The organism is Lactobacillus hominis DSM 23910 = CRBIP 24.179, assembly GCF_000296835.1.
In the GTDB taxonomy this organism is placed as follows: domain Bacteria; phylum Bacillota; class Bacilli; order Lactobacillales; family Lactobacillaceae; genus Lactobacillus; species Lactobacillus hominis.
In genome coordinates, this window is sequence record NZ_CAKE01000012.1 from 13294 (window position 1) to 37605 (window position 24312).

General features: G+C 35.0%; 30 protein-coding genes, 7 tRNA genes, 1 riboswitch and 1 other annotated feature. Of the genes, 6 read left to right on the forward strand and 31 right to left on the reverse strand.

The window, feature by feature from the left end; all coding sequences use genetic code 11:
• Positions 1–8: 8 nt before the first annotated feature.
• The 20 genes from BN55_RS05550 to BN55_RS05640 all read right to left on the reverse strand — a co-directional run bounded on the left by BN55_RS05550 (position 9) and on the right by BN55_RS05640 (position 9848).
• Positions 9–1196 (reverse strand): DNA modification methylase, encoded by a 1188-nt coding sequence (locus BN55_RS05550; RefSeq protein ID WP_008470959.1) that lies wholly within the window; start codon positions 1194–1196, stop codon positions 9–11.
• Positions 1197–1298: 102 nt separating this feature from the next.
• Positions 1299–1368, reverse strand: a tRNA-OTHER gene (locus tag BN55_RS10010).
• A gap of 57 nt (positions 1369–1425) precedes the next feature.
• A tRNA-OTHER gene (locus BN55_RS05555) sits at positions 1426–1507 on the reverse strand.
• A gap of 200 nt (positions 1508–1707) precedes the next feature.
• Positions 1708–1777, reverse strand: a tRNA-Trp gene (locus BN55_RS05560).
• Between the two features lie 798 nt (positions 1778–2575).
• Positions 2576–3055: an ArpU family phage packaging/lysis transcriptional regulator gene (locus BN55_RS05565; RefSeq protein WP_008470960.1), complete on the reverse strand. Its 480-nt coding sequence runs from the start codon at positions 3053–3055 to the stop codon at positions 2576–2578.
• Between the two features lie 57 nt (positions 3056–3112).
• Positions 3113–3355 (reverse strand): hypothetical protein, encoded by a 243-nt coding sequence (locus BN55_RS05570; protein ID WP_008470961.1) that lies wholly within the window; start codon positions 3353–3355, stop codon positions 3113–3115.
• Positions 3348–4046 carry a hypothetical protein gene (locus tag BN55_RS05575; RefSeq protein WP_008470962.1) on the reverse strand — a complete coding sequence of 233 codons (699 nt, stop codon included), beginning with the start codon at positions 4044–4046 and terminating at the stop codon, positions 3348–3350. The genes BN55_RS05570 and BN55_RS05575 overlap by 8 nt, the downstream gene beginning before the upstream one ends.
• 3 nt (positions 4047–4049) lie before the next feature.
• Positions 4050–4511: a RusA family crossover junction endodeoxyribonuclease gene (locus BN55_RS05580; RefSeq protein WP_008470963.1), complete on the reverse strand. Its 462-nt coding sequence runs from the start codon at positions 4509–4511 to the stop codon at positions 4050–4052.
• A 5-nt stretch (positions 4512–4516) separates the two neighbouring features.
• Positions 4517–4675 carry a hypothetical protein gene (locus BN55_RS10140; RefSeq protein ID WP_008470964.1) on the reverse strand — a complete coding sequence of 53 codons (159 nt, stop codon included), beginning with the start codon at positions 4673–4675 and terminating at the stop codon, positions 4517–4519.
• A gap of 12 nt (positions 4676–4687) precedes the next feature.
• Entirely contained in the window at positions 4688–5011 is a 324-nt protein-coding gene (locus BN55_RS05585; protein WP_008470965.1) for a hypothetical protein, read from the reverse strand.
• Between the two features lie 2 nt (positions 5012–5013).
• Positions 5014–5301, reverse strand: coding sequence for a hypothetical protein (locus BN55_RS05590; RefSeq protein ID WP_008470968.1), 288 nt, complete (start codon positions 5299–5301; stop codon positions 5014–5016).
• Positions 5302–5509: 208 nt separating this feature from the next.
• Positions 5510–5689 carry a hypothetical protein gene (locus BN55_RS05600; protein ID WP_008470972.1) on the reverse strand — a complete coding sequence of 60 codons (180 nt, stop codon included), beginning with the start codon at positions 5687–5689 and terminating at the stop codon, positions 5510–5512.
• Positions 5690–5691: 2 nt separating this feature from the next.
• Positions 5692–5850: a hypothetical protein gene (locus tag BN55_RS10145; protein WP_008470973.1), complete on the reverse strand. Its 159-nt coding sequence runs from the start codon at positions 5848–5850 to the stop codon at positions 5692–5694.
• Positions 5851–5876: 26 nt separating this feature from the next.
• Positions 5877–6599 (reverse strand): helix-turn-helix domain-containing protein, encoded by a 723-nt coding sequence (locus tag BN55_RS09605; protein ID WP_008470974.1) that lies wholly within the window; start codon positions 6597–6599, stop codon positions 5877–5879.
• 1 nt (position 6600) lies between these two features.
• The gene (locus BN55_RS05615; RefSeq protein ID WP_008470975.1) at positions 6601–7404 is read right to left on the reverse strand and encodes an ERF family protein; all 804 of its coding nucleotides are present in this window, start codon (positions 7402–7404) and stop codon (positions 6601–6603) included.
• A gap of 2 nt (positions 7405–7406) precedes the next feature.
• Entirely contained in the window at positions 7407–8300 is an 894-nt protein-coding gene (locus BN55_RS05620; RefSeq protein WP_008470976.1) for a DUF1351 domain-containing protein, read from the reverse strand.
• Between the two features lie 2 nt (positions 8301–8302).
• Positions 8303–8659 (reverse strand): hypothetical protein, encoded by a 357-nt coding sequence (locus tag BN55_RS05625; protein ID WP_008470977.1) that lies wholly within the window; start codon positions 8657–8659, stop codon positions 8303–8305.
• A gap of 171 nt (positions 8660–8830) precedes the next feature.
• Complete coding sequence (locus BN55_RS05630) at positions 8831–9139, reverse strand: hypothetical protein (RefSeq protein ID WP_008470979.1); 309 nt, start codon at positions 9137–9139, stop codon at positions 8831–8833.
• 127 nt (positions 9140–9266) lie between these two features.
• Entirely contained in the window at positions 9267–9596 is a 330-nt protein-coding gene (locus BN55_RS05635) for a DUF771 domain-containing protein (protein WP_008470980.1), read from the reverse strand.
• Positions 9597–9605: 9 nt separating this feature from the next.
• Positions 9606–9848, reverse strand: a complete 243-nt coding sequence (locus BN55_RS05640) for a helix-turn-helix transcriptional regulator (RefSeq protein ID WP_008470981.1) — start codon at positions 9846–9848, stop codon at positions 9606–9608.
• Between the two features lie 155 nt (positions 9849–10003).
• On the opposite strand from BN55_RS05640, the gene BN55_RS05645 reads away from it, so the two are divergent.
• The 4 genes from BN55_RS05645 to BN55_RS05660 all read left to right on the forward strand — a co-directional run bounded on the left by BN55_RS05645 (position 10004) and on the right by BN55_RS05660 (position 12712).
• The gene (locus BN55_RS05645) at positions 10004–10354 is read left to right on the forward strand and encodes a helix-turn-helix domain-containing protein (protein ID WP_455565152.1); all 351 of its coding nucleotides are present in this window, start codon (positions 10004–10006) and stop codon (positions 10352–10354) included.
• A 41-nt stretch (positions 10355–10395) separates the two neighbouring features.
• Positions 10396–10806: a M48 family metalloprotease gene (locus BN55_RS05650; protein WP_236699152.1), complete on the forward strand. Its 411-nt coding sequence runs from the start codon at positions 10396–10398 to the stop codon at positions 10804–10806.
• Positions 10807–10851: 45 nt separating this feature from the next.
• Entirely contained in the window at positions 10852–11469 is a 618-nt protein-coding gene (locus tag BN55_RS05655; RefSeq protein WP_008470984.1) for a hypothetical protein, read from the forward strand.
• 76 nt (positions 11470–11545) lie between these two features.
• The gene (locus tag BN55_RS05660) at positions 11546–12712 is read left to right on the forward strand and encodes a site-specific integrase (protein ID WP_008470986.1); all 1167 of its coding nucleotides are present in this window, start codon (positions 11546–11548) and stop codon (positions 12710–12712) included.
• A gap of 186 nt (positions 12713–12898) precedes the next feature.
• Here the strand turns inward: BN55_RS05660 and BN55_RS05665 are convergent, their stop codons facing one another.
• A complete protein-coding gene (locus BN55_RS05665) occupies positions 12899–13639 on the reverse strand; it encodes a hypothetical protein (RefSeq protein WP_008470987.1) in 741 nt (246 codons plus the stop codon).
• A 10-nt stretch (positions 13640–13649) separates the two neighbouring features.
• Positions 13650–14849, reverse strand: coding sequence for an Mbeg1-like protein (locus BN55_RS05670; RefSeq protein ID WP_008470988.1), 1200 nt, complete (start codon positions 14847–14849; stop codon positions 13650–13652).
• 75 nt (positions 14850–14924) lie between these two features.
• Here BN55_RS05670 and BN55_RS05675 point away from each other — a divergent pair, with 75 nt between their 5' ends.
• On the forward strand, positions 14925–15134 hold the full coding sequence (locus BN55_RS05675; RefSeq protein ID WP_008470989.1) for a YozE family protein: 210 nt from the start codon (positions 14925–14927) through the stop codon (positions 15132–15134).
• 179 nt (positions 15135–15313) lie between these two features.
• Here the strand turns inward: BN55_RS05675 and BN55_RS05680 are convergent, their stop codons facing one another.
• The 3 genes from BN55_RS05680 to leuS all read right to left on the reverse strand — a co-directional run bounded on the left by BN55_RS05680 (position 15314) and on the right by leuS (position 20113).
• Positions 15314–15799: a flavodoxin gene (locus BN55_RS05680; protein ID WP_008470990.1), complete on the reverse strand. Its 486-nt coding sequence runs from the start codon at positions 15797–15799 to the stop codon at positions 15314–15316.
• A 140-nt stretch (positions 15800–15939) separates the two neighbouring features.
• Positions 15940–17604 carry a putative polysaccharide biosynthesis protein gene (locus BN55_RS05685; protein WP_008470991.1) on the reverse strand — a complete coding sequence of 555 codons (1665 nt, stop codon included), beginning with the start codon at positions 17602–17604 and terminating at the stop codon, positions 15940–15942.
• A 94-nt stretch (positions 17605–17698) separates the two neighbouring features.
• Positions 17699–20113 carry a leucine--tRNA ligase gene (gene leuS / locus BN55_RS05690; protein ID WP_008470992.1) on the reverse strand — a complete coding sequence of 805 codons (2415 nt, stop codon included), beginning with the start codon at positions 20111–20113 and terminating at the stop codon, positions 17699–17701.
• A gap of 42 nt (positions 20114–20155) precedes the next feature.
• Positions 20156–20344, reverse strand: a binding site (T-box leader).
• A 63-nt stretch (positions 20345–20407) separates the two neighbouring features.
• Between leuS and BN55_RS05695 the strand changes: the two genes are divergently transcribed.
• Positions 20408–21064 (forward strand): phosphatase PAP2 family protein, encoded by a 657-nt coding sequence (locus BN55_RS05695; protein WP_008470994.1) that lies wholly within the window; start codon positions 20408–20410, stop codon positions 21062–21064.
• Here BN55_RS05695 and BN55_RS05700 read toward each other — a convergent pair.
• The 6 genes from BN55_RS05700 to BN55_RS05725 all read right to left on the reverse strand — a co-directional run bounded on the left by BN55_RS05700 (position 21054) and on the right by BN55_RS05725 (position 24297).
• The gene (locus BN55_RS05700; RefSeq protein ID WP_008470996.1) at positions 21054–22508 is read right to left on the reverse strand and encodes an MDR family MFS transporter; all 1455 of its coding nucleotides are present in this window, start codon (positions 22506–22508) and stop codon (positions 21054–21056) included. The genes BN55_RS05695 and BN55_RS05700 overlap by 11 nt on opposite strands.
• A gap of 10 nt (positions 22509–22518) precedes the next feature.
• The gene (gene metK / locus BN55_RS05705) at positions 22519–23727 is read right to left on the reverse strand and encodes a methionine adenosyltransferase (protein ID WP_008470997.1); all 1209 of its coding nucleotides are present in this window, start codon (positions 23725–23727) and stop codon (positions 22519–22521) included.
• Positions 23725–23802: riboswitch (SMK box riboswitch) on the reverse strand. Its footprint overlaps the gene before it by 3 nt.
• Positions 23803–23868: 66 nt before the next feature.
• Positions 23869–23941: transfer RNA gene (locus BN55_RS05710), tRNA-Val, on the reverse strand.
• A gap of 5 nt (positions 23942–23946) precedes the next feature.
• Positions 23947–24018, reverse strand: a tRNA-Glu gene (locus BN55_RS05715).
• Between the two features lie 97 nt (positions 24019–24115).
• Positions 24116–24205 (reverse strand) — tRNA-Ser (locus tag BN55_RS05720).
• Between the two features lie 19 nt (positions 24206–24224).
• Positions 24225–24297, reverse strand: a tRNA-Asn gene (locus tag BN55_RS05725).
• Positions 24298–24312: the final 15 nt, after the last annotated feature.

The window sequence follows — 24312 nt, forward strand, 5'->3', positions numbered from 1 at the left end:
TTTCAGCATTATTCTTGAATTAATTTTGCAGTTTTTCCAGTAAATTTTTCCCAACGATCAATAATTACATCAACATATCTGGGATCAAATTCCATTAAATATGCATTCCGTCCATCTTGTTCGCAAGCCATTAAAGTAGTTCCAGAACCACCAAATAAATCTAAAACAATATCTCCAGATTTAGAGGAATTCTTTATTTGATAGTCAAATAATGGAATAGGTTTCATAGTGGGATGCAAACCACTTCTTTGAGGTTTATCGAAGTTAAGGATAGTTGTTTGTTTCCTATCAGAATACCAGGAATGCGAACCACCATCGACCCAACCGTATAAACAAGGTTCATGTTTATGCTGATAGTCTTGTCTTCCTAAAACAAAATTATTCTTAACCCAAATCAGTGTTTCTTTAACATTTAATCCACTTTCTTTAGCCGCCTCATTAAATTGAACTGTGGCCAAATCAGAAAACCAAATATAAAATGATGCTCCCAACTTCATGTTAACAGATGCATTGCTAAAAGCTTGTACTAGAAATTGCATAAACTGTTCATTTTCCATCTTATCGTTGGCAATATCATTGTTCTTACGAGTTTTTGATATTTCTGTACGACCAAAATCTTTTGATGAATAGTCCACATTATAAGGCGGATCTGTAATTAATAGATCTGCTTGAACGCCATTCATTAACTTTTTTACATCTTCAGGCTTAGTACTATCTCCACACATCAATCTGTGACGCCCGAGTTGATAAACTTGTCCTAATTTCGACTTAGGTTCTTCAGGAACTTCTTCTTCATAATCATCGTCAATAACTTCATCGTCTTCTAATTCTGTTTCTAAATCAAAACCAAAATCAGTCATATCTATATCGAGAATTTTATCAAGTTCTTCTTGTAATTCGTCATCGTCCCAAGTAGCAAGCTCTCCAGATTTATTATCTGCTAATCTATAAGCGTTGACTTGTTCTTCGGTTAAATTATCAGCAACTACAATTGGAACTTCTTTATACCCTAATTTCTTAGCAGCTTTGTATCTTGTGTGACCAGCAATAATTACTCCATCAATATCAACAACAATAGGTTGTTGCCAACCAAATTCCTTAATAGAGTTAGCCACAGCATCTACTGCGTCATCGTTATTCCTAGGGTTGTTCTCATAGGGCTTAATTTTATTAATTGAAACTGTTTTTACTTCCATAATTTTCTCCAACAAAAAAGAGCTAATCTTTCGATTAACTCTTGCTCTTTTTAATTCACTTGACTTTCTGAAACGAATGGGATTTTGCCCTTTATAGGACTATAGCAAAGTGTGGAATCGAACCACCCCACAGCCATCGTCACAGCCCGCTCTGCCAGTAAGCTACATTGCTACCAATCAAGTTAACTTTATCTAGGCCACATCATTGTACGTACTCTGTGTGACCCTATGGCAACTGATGGAATTGAACCACCATCTCAAGCACGTTATTTAACTGCGCACGCTTTGCTCTACCGTTGAACTAAGTTGCCCAAATAGGAAAGCTGCTATACTTAAGCTTCGCTTTTACGATTGCCACGGCTCTCAGTGTTAGATTTAATACGGAGTCACGTTTGCATGATGTGCACGTCTTACCGCTAACCATTTAAAGTAATCAACCTATTTTATAAAGATTTCGAGAATTGAATGAATTTAAATAAAAAATTATATTAGGTTGGTAGCAGCCAACCTACAGAGCCACTAGGATTCGAACCCAGATTAACAGTTTTGGAGACTGTCCGCTTGCCATTAGCTATAGCTCTATAACAGCTTTTTTGAAGTGGAGCTATAACCACCGCCGTTCTAACACGTGATCGGCAATAGAGGTGCGTGGAATCGAACCACGGTATAACTAGGAATACAAGATTACCACCAGGGTTCACCTCTACTAATTAGTTAGAAAGTAAAGTTTATAAATTAGGGAAATAGATTCCATTTTTGCCCAGCTGCCAACTGGGCTAAGGGCACTAAGGGAGTCGAACCCTTCGACTAATTAAGAATGGATTAGTTAGTGTCATCTATAAACATAATTTCTAGAAAAATAACTTTATAACGAGAGTAAACTAGTCGTTCCAAAATACCCATAATTCAGGCGCGGTCGGCAACCTGAACCTCTTAACTCAATACGCTCGCCTTTTAAGATTAGAACCGAATATCGTAATCTTACGCAATGTACACAACAATAAGGGTCATGGCATATCTAGGCAGGCAATACATTATAGCTAGGATGTAACAACTACCCTGCCTGCCTTAAGACTAATGGCGGAGTCAAACCGCCCTTGTACAAGTTATCGAATTAGTCTGTCAATTATCACGAATAAAGGTTTATAACATTGAACTATAAATCTACACACCGCCCGGCTATTTACCGGGCTATTGCCACCAAAGGACTCGAACCTTTGTATTCACCTGAGTGGCTACCTAAATCTTGCCTAAGGAGGATTTCTCTAGTGAAAAAACATTTGTGAATTCCGTGCATGTCGATTACTTTTTCGACAATACTATTTTTACATAAAATCAACGTAAATAGCTCGCAACAATCCTGTACAAATCCCGTAGCATCAGTTTTTTCGGACAATCAAATTTGAAATTTCTGGGCATTTATATACCCTTTTCCAAAACTCTAGTCGATCTGCAAATTCACACAGTGCATCATTCTTTTTTGTACTAATAGATTTTTCTGATAAGTGAATTTCAAGCGATAACTGTGGTATTGTTTTTCCTTCAATGAAAGTGCCTAAGAGTATCCTTCTGTAAGGTTTTAGCATTGTATCAGTACAATTCTCCATTGCACGATAAATTGCGCTCACTGCCCGTCTTGCTGGCTCTGCTATGTCAATATCATCTTGAGCTTCAGCTATGACGCTTTTTTCGACTCCATTCTGATAAGTTGACCCAGGAGCAGGAGATAGTTGTGGACTGCTAAGCTGATTTCTGTGCATCCCACATAAATTTAAATAATGCTGAAAGTTATGATTTAAGAATTGCTTAGCTTTCCTTGCAGTTTCATAATAATCTGGAATTAATCCTAAATCGTACACTTTTCCCACTCCCGTCTATTTTTTGTTAATTCTTCCTTCTTCTAAGTTCTGCCTCAATTAACGGCTTAAGCTCTTGCGCTTCCTCAGCGTCTTTTGCTTTAATTTTTGAATAACTCCGCCAGTAAGTTTTGCAAAGTCGTCAGCTTCTGTTTTAACGGTAAATAATGCCATATAGTAGCCCTCAAAGTTACCTTGCTTGTCTATTGCCTTAACTGCATAAACTTGATGAGGCAAAGCATACCAGCGATATAGCCTTGTTTTTTCGTATAGCTCTTTAATATCATCGATTTGCTTAGACATGCTTTGCTCCTTTAGCTGGCTTAATTTTTACTACTTCGCATTCACTAACCTGGTTGCTAGTTTTTTTGCGAACTTCATCGTCAGCTGCAACAGAAAAATAATTACCGATCGGTATTTCTTCAAACAAGAAGTTAACTTTTTCAAGTCTATAGCCAAGACGGGATGCAACAGTGCCCACCCATGTACCAGGAGAATATCCTAAGAACTTAGCTATATTCTTTTTAGCTGCAGCATACATTTTTGGCTTGGTTGGATCGTCAGACTTAAGGCAATATTTAAAATCTATCCCCAAAGGTAAATTGTGTTTTTGTGCCACCGCCAAAATAAAGGCATTTGTTGACCTAACTCTTCGTCTGATTTCTCTCAAGTTAAAACCCCATTCGATCAGATCAACGATCTTAGCCTCACGTTCTTCTTCCGATTCGGTAGCTCTATCAGCAACTTTTTTAAGCCTTTCATACTTAGCGATTGATTTTGCTACAACTTCTGGATTCACAACTTTAGGTACTTTAATAGCTTTAAGTTTTTTTTGAAGTGACTCAATTTCTTGGCGTATGTCCTGCATTACTTTGTAGTCAGGATCATTGATATTCCATTCATGTTTGCCGTAACGCTCTCGCAAAATATCCATATAGACACTCAGTAGCGCTCGACGCCTTTTAAGCTGACCTCTAATATCTTGATCGCTCACCGTTTAATCACCTTCATCTCTTTTAATTCTCACATCAACTCTTGCACGTTCGGCATATCTCTTTTTGACTAGCAGAGTTGTTACTTGCTTATCATCGTGATAGATGCCCCTCATAACTTCGACCATTTTGTGAAGTCTTTTGTCACGCTTCATTTTTGGATTCATACCGTCCATGATGATTTTCCCCACATTATCGGCATCAGGTTTCTTAGTAGGAAGTTCTTGGTTAGCTAAACATAAAGCTTTACGTTTTTTGCTTAAACTCTTCGGCACTTCAAAATATGCCATGATCTTAACGTCTAACGGCTCGTCTTTATCAAATATCCCTTTAAAGCTATTAATCGCCGTATACCTGACCAAATCCTCATATCGTGCTGTTTTAGCAGGCGTATAAGTAACCGTTCTTGTAACTCTAGGTCTTGCTTTTCCTACTGGGGTGCCCTCAATCGTAAAATTAACTTTCACTCGTCTTAATCCTCGTAATATTCAATGCCAGCGGGTTTAAGTACGCCTATCGGCCAGCCAGTTTCACTGTCGCAAATTTCTAACCCGCCCATTTCGTTAGCTACTTTTTGCCACTTATCTTTATTTTTTAAATACGTATCTTCTGAAATTTGTTCTAAATCCATGTTTTAGCCCTCCTATTCAATCCAGTCATCGTAAATTGTAATAGTGCCTATCGCCTTATTTTCTTCAGTTTCTTCAGGGATTTTAAAGTCTGGAAAAGCTTCAAATTCAGATGTCCCGTTAAATCCAAGAATAAGTTCGTTGTCCGTTATTTTTGCTAGCAATTGCAAATCCTCGACCTTTTCAATCTTTATTTTGTAAACAGGGTCATCAACCTCATCAAGCTGGCGCAACATTTGAAATCCATTGTCCTTGATTTTTTCTAGATATTCATCAATACCAATATAGTTTGCAGTTCGTAAACCAATATAGTTTGCAGTTCGTAATTTAAAAAACATTGTTATTCTTCTTTCTCTAGGTACGTGACAACAGTATTAATTTCATCGCCATTTCCAAAATGTTCTACGTTCACAACATCATGTTTTTTTATGAAGTCGTTAACTTCTGTATCATCAGAAAAATAAAAGGTTTCTTGCTTAATAGTTGCTGGATCTTCATACATGATTAATGCGTAATTGCCATTTCCCGAATTAAATTTAATGTCAATCACTTTTTTGGTTTGAATAAACTTGTTAATGGTTTCTTCAAGTTCTTCAGTAGTCACCTCAAATAATACTTTTACTTTCATTTCTGGTACCTCCACTTAATTCTCCGAAGTTGATAATCAGCAGCCTTAACAGTTAACATCAAGCTGACATTAAGCATATATTTGCCAAGCTTGAATAATACTGGACTTTTGCTCCACTTTTCTCGTTGTTTTATTAGCCTGCTAAGTTTTTTAGCGTCCTTAATCCGCATCTTAGCGCGCTTTTTTAATAATCGGTCTCTTTTACGCATTATAATTGCTCCAATTCCATATCTATGTACATCACATTTTCATCAATATTACTGAAAGAATCATTAATCACTGCTTGATTAGGATTGTCCATTCTTATTTGCGACTTTATTTTCGCTGCTTCAATAATAATTTCATCCAAGTAATTATCTATGTTGAGCTTTTGTTCTTCTGTCATCATTACTACTCCTCCGCAATGTCTGAATTAATCAACAATTGCCCAATTTTTGACCAAGACACGCTACCTTCTGGGTATTCTTCACACAGCATGTCGGTAATACGGTTATACGCCTCTTGCTCTTCACGATTTAAGTCATTGATAGTGAGTTCGTCTAAATTCATGATTTTCTATTTTTCCTTTTCTTGATCTATTTTGCATTTTGATAAATCCTTGTAGTAATTGGGTCTATGTTCTTAATACACTTAATCAGATAACCTATTGGATAGTCTGGTTCTCTAAGTATTGTGTCATCAACAGCTTTATATAAAGCTGTTAATGGCTTACCTCTAACCGCCTGAGTTAGTAATGTGCGTTCATGGTTGGTTACTTTAGAAACATCAACTCTAAATTGCTGTGCTTGTTCGAAATAGTAATCGAGTAAATTATCCACAATTAGTGACCAATTAATTATGATTTTTTGGTCGCCCTTAATCTCTCTATTTATACTTGTATTATTATTACTTGTAATATTCTCTTTAAAGTTTTCTTTAATAGGGGGCTTAAAGTTTTCTTTAATACCCTCTTTAGCTTTTTTTGAATACCTATTAAACTTTTCTTTAATAGGGGTATCCTCTTTTTCTTTAACAGGTTCAGCAACTGGATATAACTTTCTGCTTATTATTTGTTTCCCGTCTTTTTCAATAAAAATCTTTAAATAGCCTCGTTCTTTTAAGTGATTAATCCAATTTGAAATAGTTGTCTTTGATTTATCATATAAATTAGCAAAATAACTATTTGTAGCAGTGCAATAGCCATTCTTATTAGCTAGAGCAGTAATTTCACTAAATAATACTTTTTCGTGGGCTTTAAGCTTTTTGTCGTATCTTACATTAGCTGTAAGAACTGAGTAATAGCTTGGTTGTTCCTGCATATTAATTCGCCTCAAATAAATTCTCTATATCTTTAGGAAGTGACTTATCTACCTTTTTGTCTTTAAAAGGATCTTCAGTCACTTTTTTTGCCGCTTGTTCTAAGTCTTTTTGCTTGTTTTTTTCCTCTTCTTGCCTTTTCTTTTTTTCTTCACGTTTAAAGATCTCTGCTACTTGATGAGCAGCTTGCGCATCTTGAGGAGTATGAGGCTCTTTAAACCAAGCCTGCGCATCTTTAACCCCGTCTTTAGCTTCCTGGTATAAATCAAACAAATTAGCTTGTATGCCGTTGTAGTAGACCTTGTAATCTTCAAGCTCTTGTTTAGTTAAAACCTTGGGTTCTTCTATAACTTTTTGATCCCGGGCATCGTCATCGTCATCTGCTGCAATTCCAAAAGCTCCGCTTAGTGAATAACGCTTAGCATAGCTGATTAAGCTAGCAGTAGCCTGGGCATCGTAGGCTTTATTATTTTGAAAAGAAACTTTATTTGTTTTGACCGTAAATCCTGTAATATCAATTAAAACTGTCTGCACGGTGACGTTGTTACCTTCTGCGTTGATATCGAAGAAATAACTAAAAACGACATTTCCCTCTTTGTTCGTGACTTTTTTAATGCCGTCCATGATCGCCTTATCAACGTCAGCTAAATCAGCGTACTTATAATCATAGCTATATGGCTTTCCTTGCTTTGTTTTCCCTGAAACGGTTACAGTGTGTTTTCTCTGAGGCTGGTCAACGTTAGCTTTAACTTGCGCATAGTGTAGTGCCCAACTTGCGCGGTCTTCTTCTTTTCCATAAATCTCCATGATTATTCGCTCACTTTTTCGCAGATTAAACCTTGTTCCTTAATGTATTCAGACAAAGCAACAAATTGCTTTTCAGTACACTTGAATTTAAGCGTCATGCTATAAACTTCATCGACAACCTCGCCAGTTTCTGCATTAATAAACTTGTTCCCTTGAAGTTCAACATTATTCATAGCCTTTTTTTGAGCCTCTGAGCGTACTTTATTTTGCTTGACTAGTTGTAGTTGTTCGTGGTCATTATCCATTTCAGCTAAAATAGTGGATAAAGTTAAATTATCAAGCAATTCAATATAGGGAGCTGCTGACATGGTTGGATTAGTAAAACCTTCAGCTCTTTCTTGAATAACTTTGATGTTTTCGTGTCTTATATCCTCATCGGATTTAATGACCTCGAATTGTTTACGTGCATCTCCTTCGATTGATGACCACCCAGTAGACTTGTTGTCCCATTTATCTTGATAATCTAATTTTTGGAGTGACACACCGTATTCTTTGGCAATATCGCCTAGCAATCTTAAATTTTGCTGATGCTTATCTTGACGTGCTTTATCGTCAAAATACTTAAGACCTTCGCCAATATGATCTGCAGCATTTTTTGCAATCCCAGCTAAGTCTTTAAGTTCAGCATTAAATTTATCTATCGGTTCGCTAGCTTTACGAACAATTTCAAGACGCCTTTTATCAAGTTCTTTTTTAAATCGGTTAAGTTCAGCTCTGGTCTTTTTATCCGCACTATAAGAGTCTGCCGTTACTACGTGCTTATCCCAGCCACCAGCTTCTTTAATCATTCGATCTTTTAAGTCTTGATAACCCTTAAAATTAACCTGTGCTGGCGTGATTTCTAATTTGTAATCAGTATTTTCAAAAGTAATTAATTCATTGTTAGTTTTTCCCATCTTTATAAGTCCTCAATTCTATCAGCGTTGTAGCAGTCAATGACAAACCGCTCTAAATCGTCGCCGTAATTTGTTAAATCGGTAATGAAGTCAACTCTTTCACTAGATCCATAACCCATCTCTTGGGCTAAATTGTCTAGTGATCCAAGTTGATTAATGCGCCACTTAAGGAATTGATTAACTGACGTAAACCCATAATCGAACTCATCGCCATACTGGCTAATAATTGCTTGATATGGTGGAATATTAATTACAATTGCTTTGGGATCTGATCTTTTTATTTTTTCAAAATTATCTTGATTCCGTTGTCTTTTAATTTCTTGCATCTGAAATGGTGCATATTGTGGTGCGTAGTCCATAATGATATAATTACCTCTGATAAATTTATTTGTTATTTTTATTTTCTAGACCGTTGTTAGTTGCTACTAACAGTGGTCTTTTTTTGATATTTGTAAAAAGCATTTGAATGAAACACTTTGTTAAAAGTTACTTCCTCATGTTCGTTTTGGTGCTTGATACCGAGTAATAGGTTAATTATCTTTTTCATTTTTATCTTCTCCAACAAAATCTTCTGATATTGCGTCAATAACGTTTTCTAAGATCTTATAAGTAATGATGTCTGTTTCTTTAATTTGATCGGTTAGCCAAGCTCTTCTAAATATCTTTTCTGCATCGAGTCCCATATCTAGCATAAGTTTATATAGATAAGCTGATATAGCAGCGGTTCGGTGTTCTAAATCATTTAGGTCTTCCAATCCGTCTAAATCAAGTTGATCTGTTGGTGCAGCAAAAATAACTAAACTATTCAAGTCGTTCAAAATTGTTTTGTCCTTTTTCATAAATTTTACCTCCCTAAAATTGCGCTAAATATCAAATATCCGAAGTACATGTTTAAGAAAATCCCAGTACCTACCATTTCAATAATGAATGATTTTTCGAGCCAACCTAATTTGCTTTTCTTCATGTTTAAACCTCAAATTCTTGTAAGCTTGCATTCCAATCTATTCGGTGGTAGTTTTCTTCAATCCACTTTTTAGCGTCTTTTCTAAAAATGATTGTTTTTTTGCCACCTCGTGGATTTACTACAAAACCGCCGTTTTTAACATCAATCTCCGGGAACTCATCAAAGATGAATACTCTAACCCACTCTTGACCTTTACCTCCGCAGTACTTTTTGCGGAACTCATCAATATTGATTGTTGCGCCCTCTGCTTCTTCTTTTTCCTTATCAAATAAAGCTTTGATAATAGGCTTAAAGATAACTATGAGAGCATCTTTATTAATTAGATCAGGCATTTTAATCACCTACTTAGCATCTTTTAAACTTTTTGTGTAACTTGATGATAAAAAAATAGTTGGACTAATTCCTAAAACCTTAGCAACTTTAAATGCAAAATCTGCATCAAACGCTGTGTTAACCCGCAATCTTCTATTAAGAGCTTGAGGACTAATCCCCACCTTGTTAGCAACAAATGTTTTAGAAATACCGTGTTCATCTAAATACTTCTCTAAAATCAAATTGGCATCTATTTTGGTAACATTTGCCATCTTTTCACCGCCTTTTTAAACGTTTTGTTTAATTAACTTACATAATTATAATAACACATTTCGTTTAAAATACAACACATTTTTAAACTTATTTTTTAATTTTATACATTTACAGTTTAAATGTTTTACAATAAGTTTAACAACTAGCGATGGAGGTGCTTAAATTGAGCGAATTTAGCAACCGATTACTTGCATTACGTGAAGAACATAATTGGAGCAAAACCACAGTTGCAAAAAAACTTGGATTAAGTGTTCAGCGATATGCTAACTGGGAATACGGAACCCGTGAGCCTGACTTAGAGAATTTAACAGCAATAGCACAACTGTATGGAGTATCAACTGATTACTTAACAGGACAGAGCAACGACAGAGATAAAAAAGCTGTAGATTTAGAAACCGACCCAGTAGTGCTTAACTATGGTGGCCGTCCTGTATCTGATGAAGATATGGATATTATCAAAGCAATTCTTGAAAGACATAAAAGTGGTGACACTCACTACGAGTAATAGCTATGTACAATAATGATTTATTAAATTATATTTGCAACTTGATATGGCGACATAATTTAGGTGTTGAACTTTGTTACCTCAACGATAATCATTTTCGTTCAAGATACCTCCCCAAAGATAGACTAATTATCGTTAACACTAATTGGTGGAATGACTCAGAAATTCCATTTATGGCTGCTCACGAGCTCGGACATTATATAAACGGCGACAAAGGTGTTATGTACTATGACACACAATCTCAGCCACACGATGCAATTAATCGCGATGACGACGCCTTTAAAGAGCACCAGGCTGATTTATATGGTTTGAACCTAATATGGAATTACGCTTCTTCTCACGGTTATACTTGTGAAGAACCTGGTGAGTTTATGCAACAGTTCGGGATTCCAGAGAGATTACATGACGATGTTGCTAGAAAATTTGAAAGTAACAACGATTTGATATTTTAACGAAGTCCAATACTGAACGACTTTAAAAGCTGGAGGAGGTAAAAAATGAAAACCGTGTTAATTGTGATTTTTGCATTCATAGCCGTGTTTACTTTTATGCCAGTGTATTATGCGTACAAGAACGTTAAGGCAGGCAAAGAAACCAAGATGACTCGAAGGAATGCAATAATCCTTGTAATTGTTGCAGTTGTATCATTCATATTCTTGCTAATAACTATGTTCTTCCCGTCCGGTTCAAATAACAACTCAAACAAGGATAGTAGCAGCTACCAATCTTCGCAACAATCTAGCTCTAGCGAAGATAATGAGGACATCAAGAAAGCTAACGAGCAATTGGTCAAGGACTTAAAAGGTAATCAAGATGATGCTAACAACGGCGATCACAATTACGATTACTCCACTTACATTGAAAAGATTGAAATTAAGAGCAACACACAAGCTCATGTATATGTTGATGAAAGCTTTATGAACTTAGATGATGATGCTAAGACTAAGGTCGGCAATTCTGTTTCAAACTTAATATTGCGTTCAATGACTACTTCAGGAATGGACATTCAGCCCGAAGATCAAAAGCGTGGTATCTACTTAGCCTTTTACACAAGTAGCGATAAAGCAATTGGTCACTCACGCTTGAGCAATTACTTAACATACAAGTTTTATTAAATAGAAAAAAGCCAGTTTAAAAGCTGGCTTTAATTGTACAGTTGTTAAGAACGTACGTTTTAAGGAGTGTTTTTTAATGCCACAATTCGTTCGAAAAAACGGTTTCTGGGGTGTAAGAGTCAACTGGGTTGAACATTTAAACAAAAAAACTGTTTATAGACGCAAATACAAGCAAGGATTTAAAACCAAGCGTGAGGCATCTATGTGGGCTAATAAGTTTCTAGCTAAGGCTAATTCTGGAGAATTGGTTGAGCAGAAAATACCTACTTTTCCTGATTACTTCATGCAATGGGCTAGAATATATCGTTTTACGCACATAACCGAAGTTACTAAGAACCGTTATATCGTAACCGCATCTCACTTAGAGTCTTATTTTGGCTCCAAGCCTTTAAACAAGATCACACGATCAAATTATCAAGAGTTCTTAAATGAATACTCAAAAGATCATGCCCCCTCAAGCGTCAACAAGACAAAAGGATTAATTAAAAGCTGTCTTGATAGTGCTGTAGCTGACGGCTTGATAAGAGTTAATTTTTCGCTAGGCTCACAGGCAACGGGCAATAAGAAGAAAAAATTAGTTGTCATCTACCCTAATGTTGAACAGATTGAAAATATTTTAAATCTGGCTTTAGAACGTAGAAAACCTTACTACCCCAGCTTTTACATCATAATAACCGCAATACTTACTGGAATGAGATTAGCTGAAATCTGCGGCTTAACATGGGACAGAATTGACGTTGAAAATAGAACATTCAAAATAGATAGAGCATATAACCATTTAGCAACTGACAAGGAACATATTTTTAAAACGTTAAAAAATGAGTCCTCATACAGAACTATTAGAGTTAGTCATAACCTAATATCAGTTCTAAGCGAATTAAAAGTTAACGGTAGTAATTTAGTTTTTGCTGAAAAGAATAATCCTTATAAGGTTCCCTATTCCAATGGCGTAAAACACCCGTTAAAAAAGATTATCAAAGATCTAGACTACAATTTAGGCGACTTCCATTTTCACAGTTTAAGGCACTGTCACGTTGCATTACTGCATCATGACGGAATAGACTGGTACTCGATCAGCAAGCGTCTAGGGCACGAAAATTTAACAACAACGCTAAAAACCTATGCTTACCTTGTTGAAGAAGATAAAATAAAGAGTGATGATTTAATCGAAACCCAATTAGACAACTTTTTGACAATTGGCGAAAAAATTGGCGAAACATCAAAAAAGCATAAGATCAAATAATTTTAAATTGCTTATTTTGCTTAGCTCAAAAATCTATAAAACAGCATAAAATCATAATTCACGCCTGTTCAGGGCACCTACATTGGCTGATATACGTTGGTGTATCAGCATTTATTTTTATAAATGCAACTTTTGTGCAACAAAAAAAGGCCGCTCCAGAGGAAAAACTCCGGGACGGCCTTTTATTTAATCATTATTAGCTTTTTTAGCTGTTTCCAGCGCAAACTCTGCTAGCTTAGTTGAAGCCTCATCGCGGGCTTCATTTTGAATACTTAAAGTAAAATGTTCCATTTCATCTTTTAACTTTTCAGGCAAGTCCTTTTCATATTTGCCATATTCATCTTTACTAAATGGCTTAAGAAATTCCTCCAAATTATCATAAAGTTTCTCCATCGCATGACGGATTTCTTTATCCTTTTGCATAGTAACCGAAGAGAGCTTCTCTTTAATTCTTTCTAAGCTACGAATGCTGTGGGGCAAAAGAATGTACTCATTGTCTCGTCTTTGCCAAACGATGACTTTTTCAGTATCAATATCATTTAAATCTTCTTGAACTCGATCGAGATTGTCACTAGCACAAAATGAATAACTTAAAGAATTATCGTCTAAAAATGCTTGATAATTAGATTCAAAATCATCCTTATCGCCATTATAATTATCCTTAAAATCTCTAGCTGCATTGATATCATGCTGAATTTCATGCTTAGTTGTTAAGCTCAAATATTCAGGACTATAATCTTGATAAATATGACTGCCTTCTTCTAAGCTTGTTAACAATTCTTCATCTTGATTTTCCTGAAGAATTTTTTCGATTTTTTTATAAGTATCTGTACCTAAAAAAGTATTTTTTTCATCAACATCAAAATTGAAATCATTATAACAAAGATCTCTAAAGCCCAATAAAGTAAAATACGTTTCTTTTTTCATTTTAATAACCTCACTTACCTGACTTTATTTTACTCCCTTTTAAAATATTATCTAAAATTCCTGCTCTTTGCTGAATAGAAAGATCTTTTATAAAAATCTGCATACTAGCAATTAAAGCTTTTTGCTTTTGAGAAAAATAATCCTTGCTACTTTGAATATAGGCATTCACAAATTGCGACAAAACTTTTTTCCACAAATCTGAATTCGTATTTTGGGCTTGATAAAGACGATTGGCAATTGTAAATGTATTCTTGGGATTAAAAATTTGATTCAAATATATGTCATCAGAATAATTGATAATTGAATACATCATTTCTACAAAGTCTTGGCGATCATTATCGTCTAAACCACTGAGCCATATTTCTATTGCTTGCCAAGAAATTTCCGAAGGACTAGCTAATTTACTAAGCAAAAATTTATCATTATCAATTTGCCAAGTAAACACACTATGCTGCAATGGGGCAATTGCGTCTGCCTTAATAATGTTACAATATTGTTCATTATTAATTAGATCATCTTGCAGTAGTCCAACAATGGAATTGTCTGGAATAAATTTATGAAATAAATCCAAGTTCGCCAAGATATTTTTATCAAAACGCGCCTGCTGATCATAAAAACCAGGTCCATCAAAGCAATCAATTCGCACAATATTAGCTAATTCATTTTGGCTAACTGCCAGACCGACATAAAAAGCTAAATTTCCGCCTTTAGAATGACCTCCTAAAAAATATTTTCCTGGAAATTTTTTCTTTATATCGTGGAAATATTTTTTTGCAAAAAATTGGGATGGCACTTCCTTTTTGAAGGACATATTAAAATTTTCTTTCCAGCCTACGGTGGTTGCACTTGTACCACGAAAAGATAAGTAATATTCCTGTCGTCCTAAATCAAATGTCACTGCACAAAATTGCAATTGCGTTTTAATTTCAACTTTATTAACAGGTTCAATGATTTTAATATTTTTAAAACGAGGATTATTACATATAACTTTAAGCAATTCTCTTAAAGAATTTTCGCCTAAACTTTTATGCGTTAAGTCAAACAAAATATCATCATTATCAACGGAAATATCTTTTAAAACTTTAAAATTCGGATATTTTTCAAAATTGCAATAAGCTAATAAACAAAGAATCGCACTATCTAGCTCATTTAATTTATCTTGATCAAACGAATTAGTATTGTCTTGTGCATAATTAATAATATTTTTCATAATCATTTTATTAACAATAAATTTTTTAGAGTTATAAAATATATGTATAGTAATTTTTTAAACGAGGTATTTGATATGTCTTTTTATGAATGGTTATTAAAATTTGAAGATGTCGACTTACCAATTGGTAAAGTCGCAAAACAAATTAAACACGATGATAAATTTCCAAAAGAAAGTTCTAACCCTGATGAAATTGGAACATACTTAATGTCACAAGTTCCAGATCCAATGTATGAGTCTGCAATGCACGCTCTTGATTATTACAAAAAAGAAAATAATAATTAGTGTATTTCTTGCTTTACTTTTCAAAGTCGGAATGATATATTAAGTGTGTGAGCTAGATAACAACTGTTATATGGACAGCTTTATATAACCCACTTCCCATGTAAGTTAAATAAAATTTCCCGTTATTTAACGCTTTCTTCTTTAACTAAAAGTCCTTTGCTAAGACGCAAAGGACTTTTTTATCTATCAAATGTTTTGGTCCATGCTTTAATTTGTTCTGGGCCGTAATTGTTTAACTTAGCTCCACTAATAAAATGAAATTTAGGATATCCATATCTCAGATTCATTTGAGCTTGGTAAATAGGTGTCATTTGAGAAGTACAGAAAATGACAATCTTTTTTGATTGAAGCAATGCTTCATTTTTTTCAAGAAAAGTTCTAATTACCTTCGGAGGTTCTCCCCACCATAATGGAAAGCCTAACAGCAAAATATCAAAATCATCTGGCAACTTATCGTCTTGAATCTCTGGGCGACAATCAGGATCATTATTTTCTCGATTAGCACGGCAATCTTCTACCGTCCAATTAATATCTTCTGGCTTATATTCAACTTTTTCTTTAATTCTAAATAAATTAGCATTTAAGATATTAGCTAATTCTTTAGCAATTTTTTCGGTGCTTTGCGTTTTTGAAAAATACGCGATTAAATATTTTTTATTCATCATACTTTTATAATGACTCATTTTGATAAAAAAATAAAGTCGTATATTAAAAAATAGTGTTATAATAACTAAACCTTGGCAGGGGCATACTTTTATAAGTATCTAAAAAAACTATGAATGGTCATTCACCACTCATAGCTTTTTTATATTCTGATATGTAATTTTCGAGCTATCTTTTCTACTTTCGATCCTAAAATTTTTTGAGCTAAACTCGTTTTCAAAGCTAAAAATGCGTAAAATCCGCCACCGAAGATGACAGCAATTACCACTAAGATCATTGCAGTAATTCTCCTAGTAGGATCAATAAACTTGCCTCCTACCTCAACAATTAATGTTACTAGTAAAAACATTAATAATGAAAATGCAGCAATACCAACAAATCTTCTACCCGTACGATTGGCATTATAGTGATATCTTACTCGCAAATGTTTTAATGAAAGCCAGACAGTAATTAACAAACCGATATTAGTGGCAAGCAAAGGTCCATAAACTTTGAACAACTGAATCATTGGTAGTTGAACAGCTAATTTAATAATGATTCCTAAAATCAAATATTTGATTGCCATTCCATTTTCAGATAAACCTTGTAAAATAGCCATTAAAACAGTAAAAGATCCTAAGCTAATAGCTGTAAAAGAAGATAAATACAGGACGTTAGATCCTAATTGATCAAATCCATAGAAGATTGTATAAACTGGCTTAGCAATGGCTGCCATCCCCAATGAAGCCGGGATCATAACCAATAAAAACAATTCTAAAGTATTCTCAATTTGATTAGATATACTTTCATAATCCTTTTTAGCATGAGCGCCAGAAAGAAGCGGAATAGCAGTAACAGCCATGGCAGTTGCCAAAGATACAATGATCATAATTAATTTGTTAGCATTCAAACCAAATAAAGCGTACCAAGATTCTATTTGATCTGAACTTGCATGGACAAACATAGCAATCATTGGATGAAAGGTATATTGATCAATTAACTGGAAAAATGTAATACCTGAATCAATGATAATAAATGGAATTGACTGATTAATTATTTCTAAGAAGATTCCAGCCGTAGAGATCTCAATTTCATGATTGGAATTATCCATCAAATACTTAAGCTTAGCTCTTCTTGAATAAAGAAACCACAGTAAGAGTGCTATACCAAAAGCAGCCCCAATTGCTGCTGCTAAATTTGATTGAATAACAGCTTTAACATATGAACCATGTTGAACCTGCATAATGAAGTAAGCTGTTAAAAGCATCCAAACAACACGTGCTAGTTGTTCAATAAATTGAGACATTGCTGATGGCATCATGTCAGCATACCCTTGGAAATAACCACGCATGATACTCAAAATTGGAATAAGCAAAACAGCGTAAGATAAACTCCGCATTACAGCTACTTCACGAGCATCCGTTTTTACTCCATGAGCAATAGCACCCATAATATTATCGGTAGCCAAAATTGGAGCGGCATAATACATAATAGCTGCACAAACTATACCGAAAATTGCCATCAAAATTAAGCCACGCCTAAATAATTTGCGTCCAATTTCATATTCATTTAAAGCATTGTATTTAGCCACTTGTTTAGCAACAGCACCTGGAATACCGGCAGTAGAAATAATAATAAACAAACTGTAAACATTATAACTTTTTGCGGTTAATGCATTAGCAATATTGCCGTGACTTCCCATCCATGCATACCATGGAATTATATAAATCGCACCCAAGATTCGTGAGAAAATCGAGCCAAAAGTCATCCAAGCGGAGCCTTTGACCATTGTATCTTGGGTTGTATTTTCTTTAGTGTTAGTCTCCATAAACTTTCCCTATATAAATCACGAGTCTGATATTTATCATACTCACAATTGAACAAATTTGTTTTAAATAAATTTTATTTAGGAAAAATTTAACTTACTTAGCTACAATGTTAACAATCTTATTTGGAATAACGATGACTTTTTTGACATCTTTTCCTTCTAAGAATTTTTGAACATGTGATAATGCAAGAGCTTGTTTTTCTAAATCATCTTTTGCACTGTCTTTAGCAGCTTCAAATTTACCACGAAGCTTACCATTTACTTGTACCATAATTTCAACAGTTGATTCAACAAGTTTAGCTGGATCATAGGTTGGCCATTTTGCGTAAGTAATTGATTCATTGTGGCCTAATACTTGCCAAATTTCTTCCATCATATGTGGAGCAACTGGAGCTAAGAGTTTTACAAAGCCTTCAGCATATTCACGTGGAATTGTCTTAGCTTTTTGGGCAGCATTGGCAAAGACCATCATTTGACTAATTGCAGTGTTAAAGTGAAGTGCGTCAAAGTCTTCAGTAACAGTCTTAACAGTTTCGTTATAAACCTTGTCTAGTTCACCATCATTTTCATCCACAATCTTTTCTTGAGGAATTGCCTTCAAATCAAGATCATTAACCATCATACGCCATACACGATCTAAGAACTTCTTAGTTGAAGCTGGGCCATTATCATCCCAATCAATTGAAGCATCAAGAGGCCCCATGAACATTTCATACATTCTAAGAGAATCTGCGCCGTATTCATCAATCACATCATCTGGATTAACTACATTACCCTTTGACTTAGACATCTTTTCATGATTCTTCAAGATTAAGCCTTGGTTGTAAAGACGTTGGAATGGTTCCTTAGTTGGAACAACACCCAGATCATAAAGAACCTTGTGCCAAAATCTTGCGTAAAGAAGGTGACGGACAGCATGCTCTGCTCCACCAATATAAAGATCAACTGGAAGCCATTGCTTCAATAAATCATAATCGGCAAGTTCTTTATCATTATGTGGATCAACATAACGTAAGTAGTACCAACTTGAACCAGCCCAATTAGGCATAGTATTAGTTTCACGTTTACCTTTACGACCGTTTTTATCAACTACATTTACCCAGTCAGTTAAATTAGCAAGCGGACTTTCTGGAGTACCAGATGGCTTAATGTTAGTAGCATGCGGCAAACGAAGTGGTAACTCATCTTCAGGAACTAAAGTAGTTTCGCCATCTTCCCAGTGAATTACTGGAATTGGTTCACCCCAGTAGCGTTGACGGCTGAAGTCCCAGTCACGAAGTTTGTAATTTATTTTAGGTCCACCAGCATGATGTTCTTCAAGCCAATCAATCATACGCTTTTTAGCATCTTCATTATGTAAACCATTTAAGAATTCAGAATTAATATGAACGCCATCACCAGTGAAAGCTTGATCTTCAATGTTGCCACCTTCAATTACTGGGGTAATTGGCAAACCAAACTTAGTAGCAAAAGCATAATCACGTTCATCATGAGCAGGAACAGCCATTACTGCACCAGTACCATAACTTGCTAAAACGTAGTCAGAAATCCAGATTGGTACTTCTTTACCATTTACTGGATTAATTGCGTAAGCACCAGTAAACACACCGGTCTTGTTCTTGTTCAAATCAGTTCTTTCAAGATCTGACTTAGATTCAATTTCCTTAATATAAGCGTCTACAGCTTCTTTTTGTGCAGCAGTGGTAATCTCTTGGACAAGCTTGCTTTCAGGCGCTAAAACAGTGTAAGAGCAGCCAAATAAAGTATCTGGACGTGTAGTAAAAATATCAAAGCTCTTATCGCTATCTTTAATTTTGAAAGTAACTTGCGCACCCACTGAACGGCCAATCCAGTTTCTTTGCATTTCTTTAACGGGTTCTGGCCAATCTAAGTCGTCCAAATCTTCAAGCAAGCGATCTGCATATGCAGTCATCTTAAGCATCCATTGCTTCATGTTACGGCGGTAAACTGGATAGCCACCACGTTCAGTCTTACCATTAACGATATCTTCGTTGGCAACCACAGTACCAAGATCTGGTGACCAGTTAACTGGCACTTCTGCTTCATAAGCAAGACCTTTTTTGTACATTTGTTCAAAAACCCATTGAGTCCACTTGTAATAATTTGGATCACTGGTTCTCACTTCACGATCCCAATCATATGAAAAACCAAGCTTATTTAATTGACGTTTAAAGTTGGCAATATTTTCTTCAGTGACCTTAGCTGGGTCTTCGCCAGTCTTTAAAGCGTATTGTTCAGTAGGAAGACCAAATGCATCCCAGCCCATTGGATGAAGCACATTATAGCCTTGTGCTCTTTTCATTCTTGAAACAATATCAGTAGCTGTGTATCCTTCTGGGTGACCTACGTGAAGTCCTTTACCAGATGGAAATGGAAACATATCTAAAGCATAGTAATTCTTTTTATTTGGATCTGTACCAGTTTTAAAAGTATCATGTTCAGCCCAATATTTTTGCCATTTCTTTTCAACAGTTTTATGATTATACATTTAAATCCTCCTACAACAAAAAAAGTCCTATGATTTTTCAAATCATAGGACGAATTATCGCGGTACCACCTAAGTTTCACAATTATTGTGACCCTTGCTTGTTCTTTAACGCAGAACAAAAATATACGAAAGATTTTTAAACAGGACAAGTTCATAAATTTTTTCTAAAGTCTTGCAGCAGACGACTTCTCTCTGAAAGAAAAATATTTTACTACTACTTCCTAATCTTTTCTGAGTAAACTATAATGATTATAATTTACCACAAATAGTAGAAAAAACAAGAGGTGAAAATTTTTGAATCATTTAAAGCACAATTATAAAAGCACTTTTATACTTGCACTCATTTTTCTAGTCTTATTTGCTAGCTGGATTTCTTTAGTTGTAACGCATAGTTTTATAATCAATAACCTCGATAGTTTTTTTATTAAAATTATATGCAATACAAACCCACATAATATTGCATTTGCCAAAATGTTTACTGTTTTAGGTAATACTAGTACAATTACAACCATTACAGTTATCCTATTTTTAATTTTGTTAATCGCCAAGAAAAATTTATCGGCTAGCTTTTTAGCTATTGTAATGATTCTTGCCAATTTAAGCAACTTGATTTTAAAAAATATTGTTCAACGTCCCCGACCACAGGTTAAACATTTAGTATATGCCAGCGGATATAGTTTCCCATCAGGACATTCAGTTGGAAGTGCAGCTTTATGTGGTGTCTTGATTATTTTTACTTTATATTTAATTAAGAAAAGATGGTTGAAAATTCTTTTAATAATTATCCTTTTATCATTTCCGATTTTAATTGGCTATACTAGAATTTTTCTTCATGTCCACTATCCCTCAGATGTAATGGGAGGATTTATAGAAGCGTGCTCTTATTTATTTTTAACTTTAGCAATTTATAAATACTTAGAATATAAAAAAGATTTAGAAATTAACTTCTAAATCTTTTTTGATAGGTTTGATTTATAATCAATGAAATTACGATAATAATCAGCGAAACTATGTATACGCTCTTTAAACCGGAAAGTAAAACTTCACGTAATTGTGGTATTAAATTATCAGCTAAATTCTTAGCTTTTTGTGATGAGACGATTTGATTCATCATTTCTTGAGTTAATGACGGATATTTTCTCAGATTTTGTGCAATTACGAGATTAAAACTTATACCATATATTGATACCATCATCGTTTGTCCAACATATTTCATTAAAGTATTAAAACTCGTTGCAACACCAATTTTATCAGCGCTGACTAATACCTGAGATCTTACTTGAGAAGCAGTAGTTATAATTCCAAAAGCCGTTCCATTAAATGCTGCAATTAAGCAAAATACCCAAAAACTTGTCTTAATCGGAAGTAAAATTATAGTAAGATCAGCCAATAACAAAACAAGAAGCATATAATCATAGGTCCGTTTGATGCCCATTTTGCCCAGCATACCGCCAACCAAAAATGACCCCACAATCCACATTAAAGAACTCGGCGTTACGGCAAAACCAGCCAATGATGCATTAGTACCATTAATTCCCTGCATCCAAGTAGGAATATAAAATTCAAATCCAATTACTACTCCAGAAACAAATAAAGTAATTATATTGATTGCCAAAAATTCTTTATTCTTCAACATATCTAAAGGAAGCAAAGGATCTTGTGCAACTTTTTCGCTTTTATAAAAAAGAATTGCAGCAATAATGCTGATGATACCAAGAATTATTAAAAACCAAATTGAATTTGTATCGCCTAATTCTTGTAAAAAGACCATCAAAGCTAATAATAAAACTACTAAAGATAAGACGCCCTTTACATCAAGACTTGATTTCACAACTCTCTTTTTTTCGAAAAAGAAAAAGTAAATTATTATAAAAGCGATTATGCCAATTGGAACGTTAATATAAAATACCCAATGCCAAGAAAGGTGCTGAACAATAAATCCACCTAATAATGGAGCAATTACAGAAGCTACACCCCAAAATCCGGAATTCAATCCCAGCATTTTAGCTCTTTTTTCTAAAGAATATAAATCGGCGATTATGGTTACTGCGACAGGTTGAATTGCGCCCGATCCCAATCCTTGAATAATTCTAAAGAAAATTAATTCAAGCATATTTTGAGCAAGACCACATAATGAGGAACCTACGATAAATAAGACGATTCCTATTAAAAAAACTGGCTTTCTTCCAATTCGGTCAGCCAGTTTTCCATATAAAGGTGTAGAAACAGCTGTCATCAAAAGAAATATTGATACAACCCAGTTCATTATCTCCAATCCATTAAGATCGGACACAATGGTTGGCATTGCTGTAGAAACAATAGTCCCTTCAATCGCTGTCATAAATGTTGTCATAAAAATCGCAAGCGTGGTCAAAGACACGTTTGTTTTTTTCATTTTTTTCCTCTTAGTTAGCGTGCTTGGATACGTAATCTTTTAAATCAGCAACTTTATCAGTATGTTCCCAAGGTAAATCTACGTCAGTTCTACCAAAGTGGCCATATGCAGCTGTTTGACGATAAATTGGTCTTCTTAAATCAAGCATCTTTATAATACCTGCAGGACGTAAGTCAAAAATATTTCTAATTGCTTCAACCAATAAATCATCACTAACTTTGCCTGTTCCAGCTGTGTCGACCATGATAGAAACTGGATGAGCGACACCAATAGCATAAGCCAATTGAATTTCACATCTATCTGCTAAACCTGCAGCAACAATATTTTTAGCTACATAACGTGCTGCATAACTTGCACTTCTATCAACCTTGGTAAGATCTTTTCCAGAAAAAGCTCCACCACCATGGCGAGCAAAGCCACCATATGTATCTACAATAATCTTTCGACCAGTTAAGCCTGAATCACCTTTTGGTCCACCGATGACAAAACGTCCTGAAGGATTGATTAAGATTTTTGTTTTATCGTCTAAATATTTTTCAGGAATAACTTGTTTAATAACCATATCAACCATGGCATTATATATTTCGTCATTTTCAACTTTATCATCAGTTTGAGTTGAAATTACCACTGTGTCAACACGTTTGGGCTTATCATTATCATCATATTCAACAGTAACTTGCGCCTTAGCGTCTGGACGGAGCCATTGCAACGTTCCATCTTTTCTTAATTTAGCAACTCTTCTCATTAATTTATGTGCAAGAGAAATTGGTAACGGCATCAATTCAGGTGTTTCATTAATTGCAAAGCCAAACATCAAACCTTGATCTCCAGCTCCAATTTTGTCTAAATCATCAGTGTCGTTATTGTTTTCTCTGACTTCTAATGACTCGTCAACACCACCAGCAATATCTGATGATTGTTCATCTATATCAACCAAGATAGCACAATTATTTCCATCAAAGCCTAATTCAGGTTTATTATATCCAATTTCAAGTATCGTCTTACGAACAACACTTTGAATATCGACGTATGCAGAAGTTGATATTTCACCAACTACTAATACTAAACCTGTTGTAACTGTAGTTTCACATGCCACACGACCATATGGATCTTTTTCCAATATAGCATCTAGAATAGCATCGGATATCTGATCTGCAACTTTATCAGGATGTCCTTCAGATACAGATTCTGAAGTAAATAATTTCTTTTCCTTTTCCATAGAGTCCCCCTAAAATACTCTTCGGTTACAAGGCATCTTCACAAAAAAGTGAATCCTTTCGGGACCTTAACCGACCTTCATTAACGTTCGATAAATTTTTTACAGAAAAAAAAGACTACCTAACGGTAGTCTGTCGAACTATGGAGGATACAGGGTTCGAACCTGTGACCTCCTGCTTGTAAGGCAGATGCTCTCCCAGCTGAGCTAATCCTCCGTTCATGACCCGTACGAGATTTGAACTCATGTTACCGCCGTGAAAGGGCGGTGTCTTAACCACTTGACCAACGGGTCAGATCTCATATCTGAGCACGTTTATTAATATACCAGTTCTCAAAAAATAATGCAAGAACTTTTTTACTCAGACACTTAAATTTTTAGTAGCCTCTAGCGGAGTGTGAGAGATTCGAACTCTCGATACAGGTAATGCCCGTATACATGATTTCCAATCATGCTCCTTCAACCACTCGGACAACACTCCATAATAATGAGGCTACTTACTCCGGCTGTCAGACTCGAACTGACGACAACCTGATTAACAGTCAGGTGCTCTACCAACTGAGCTAAGCCGGAATATTAAAAAAGAGC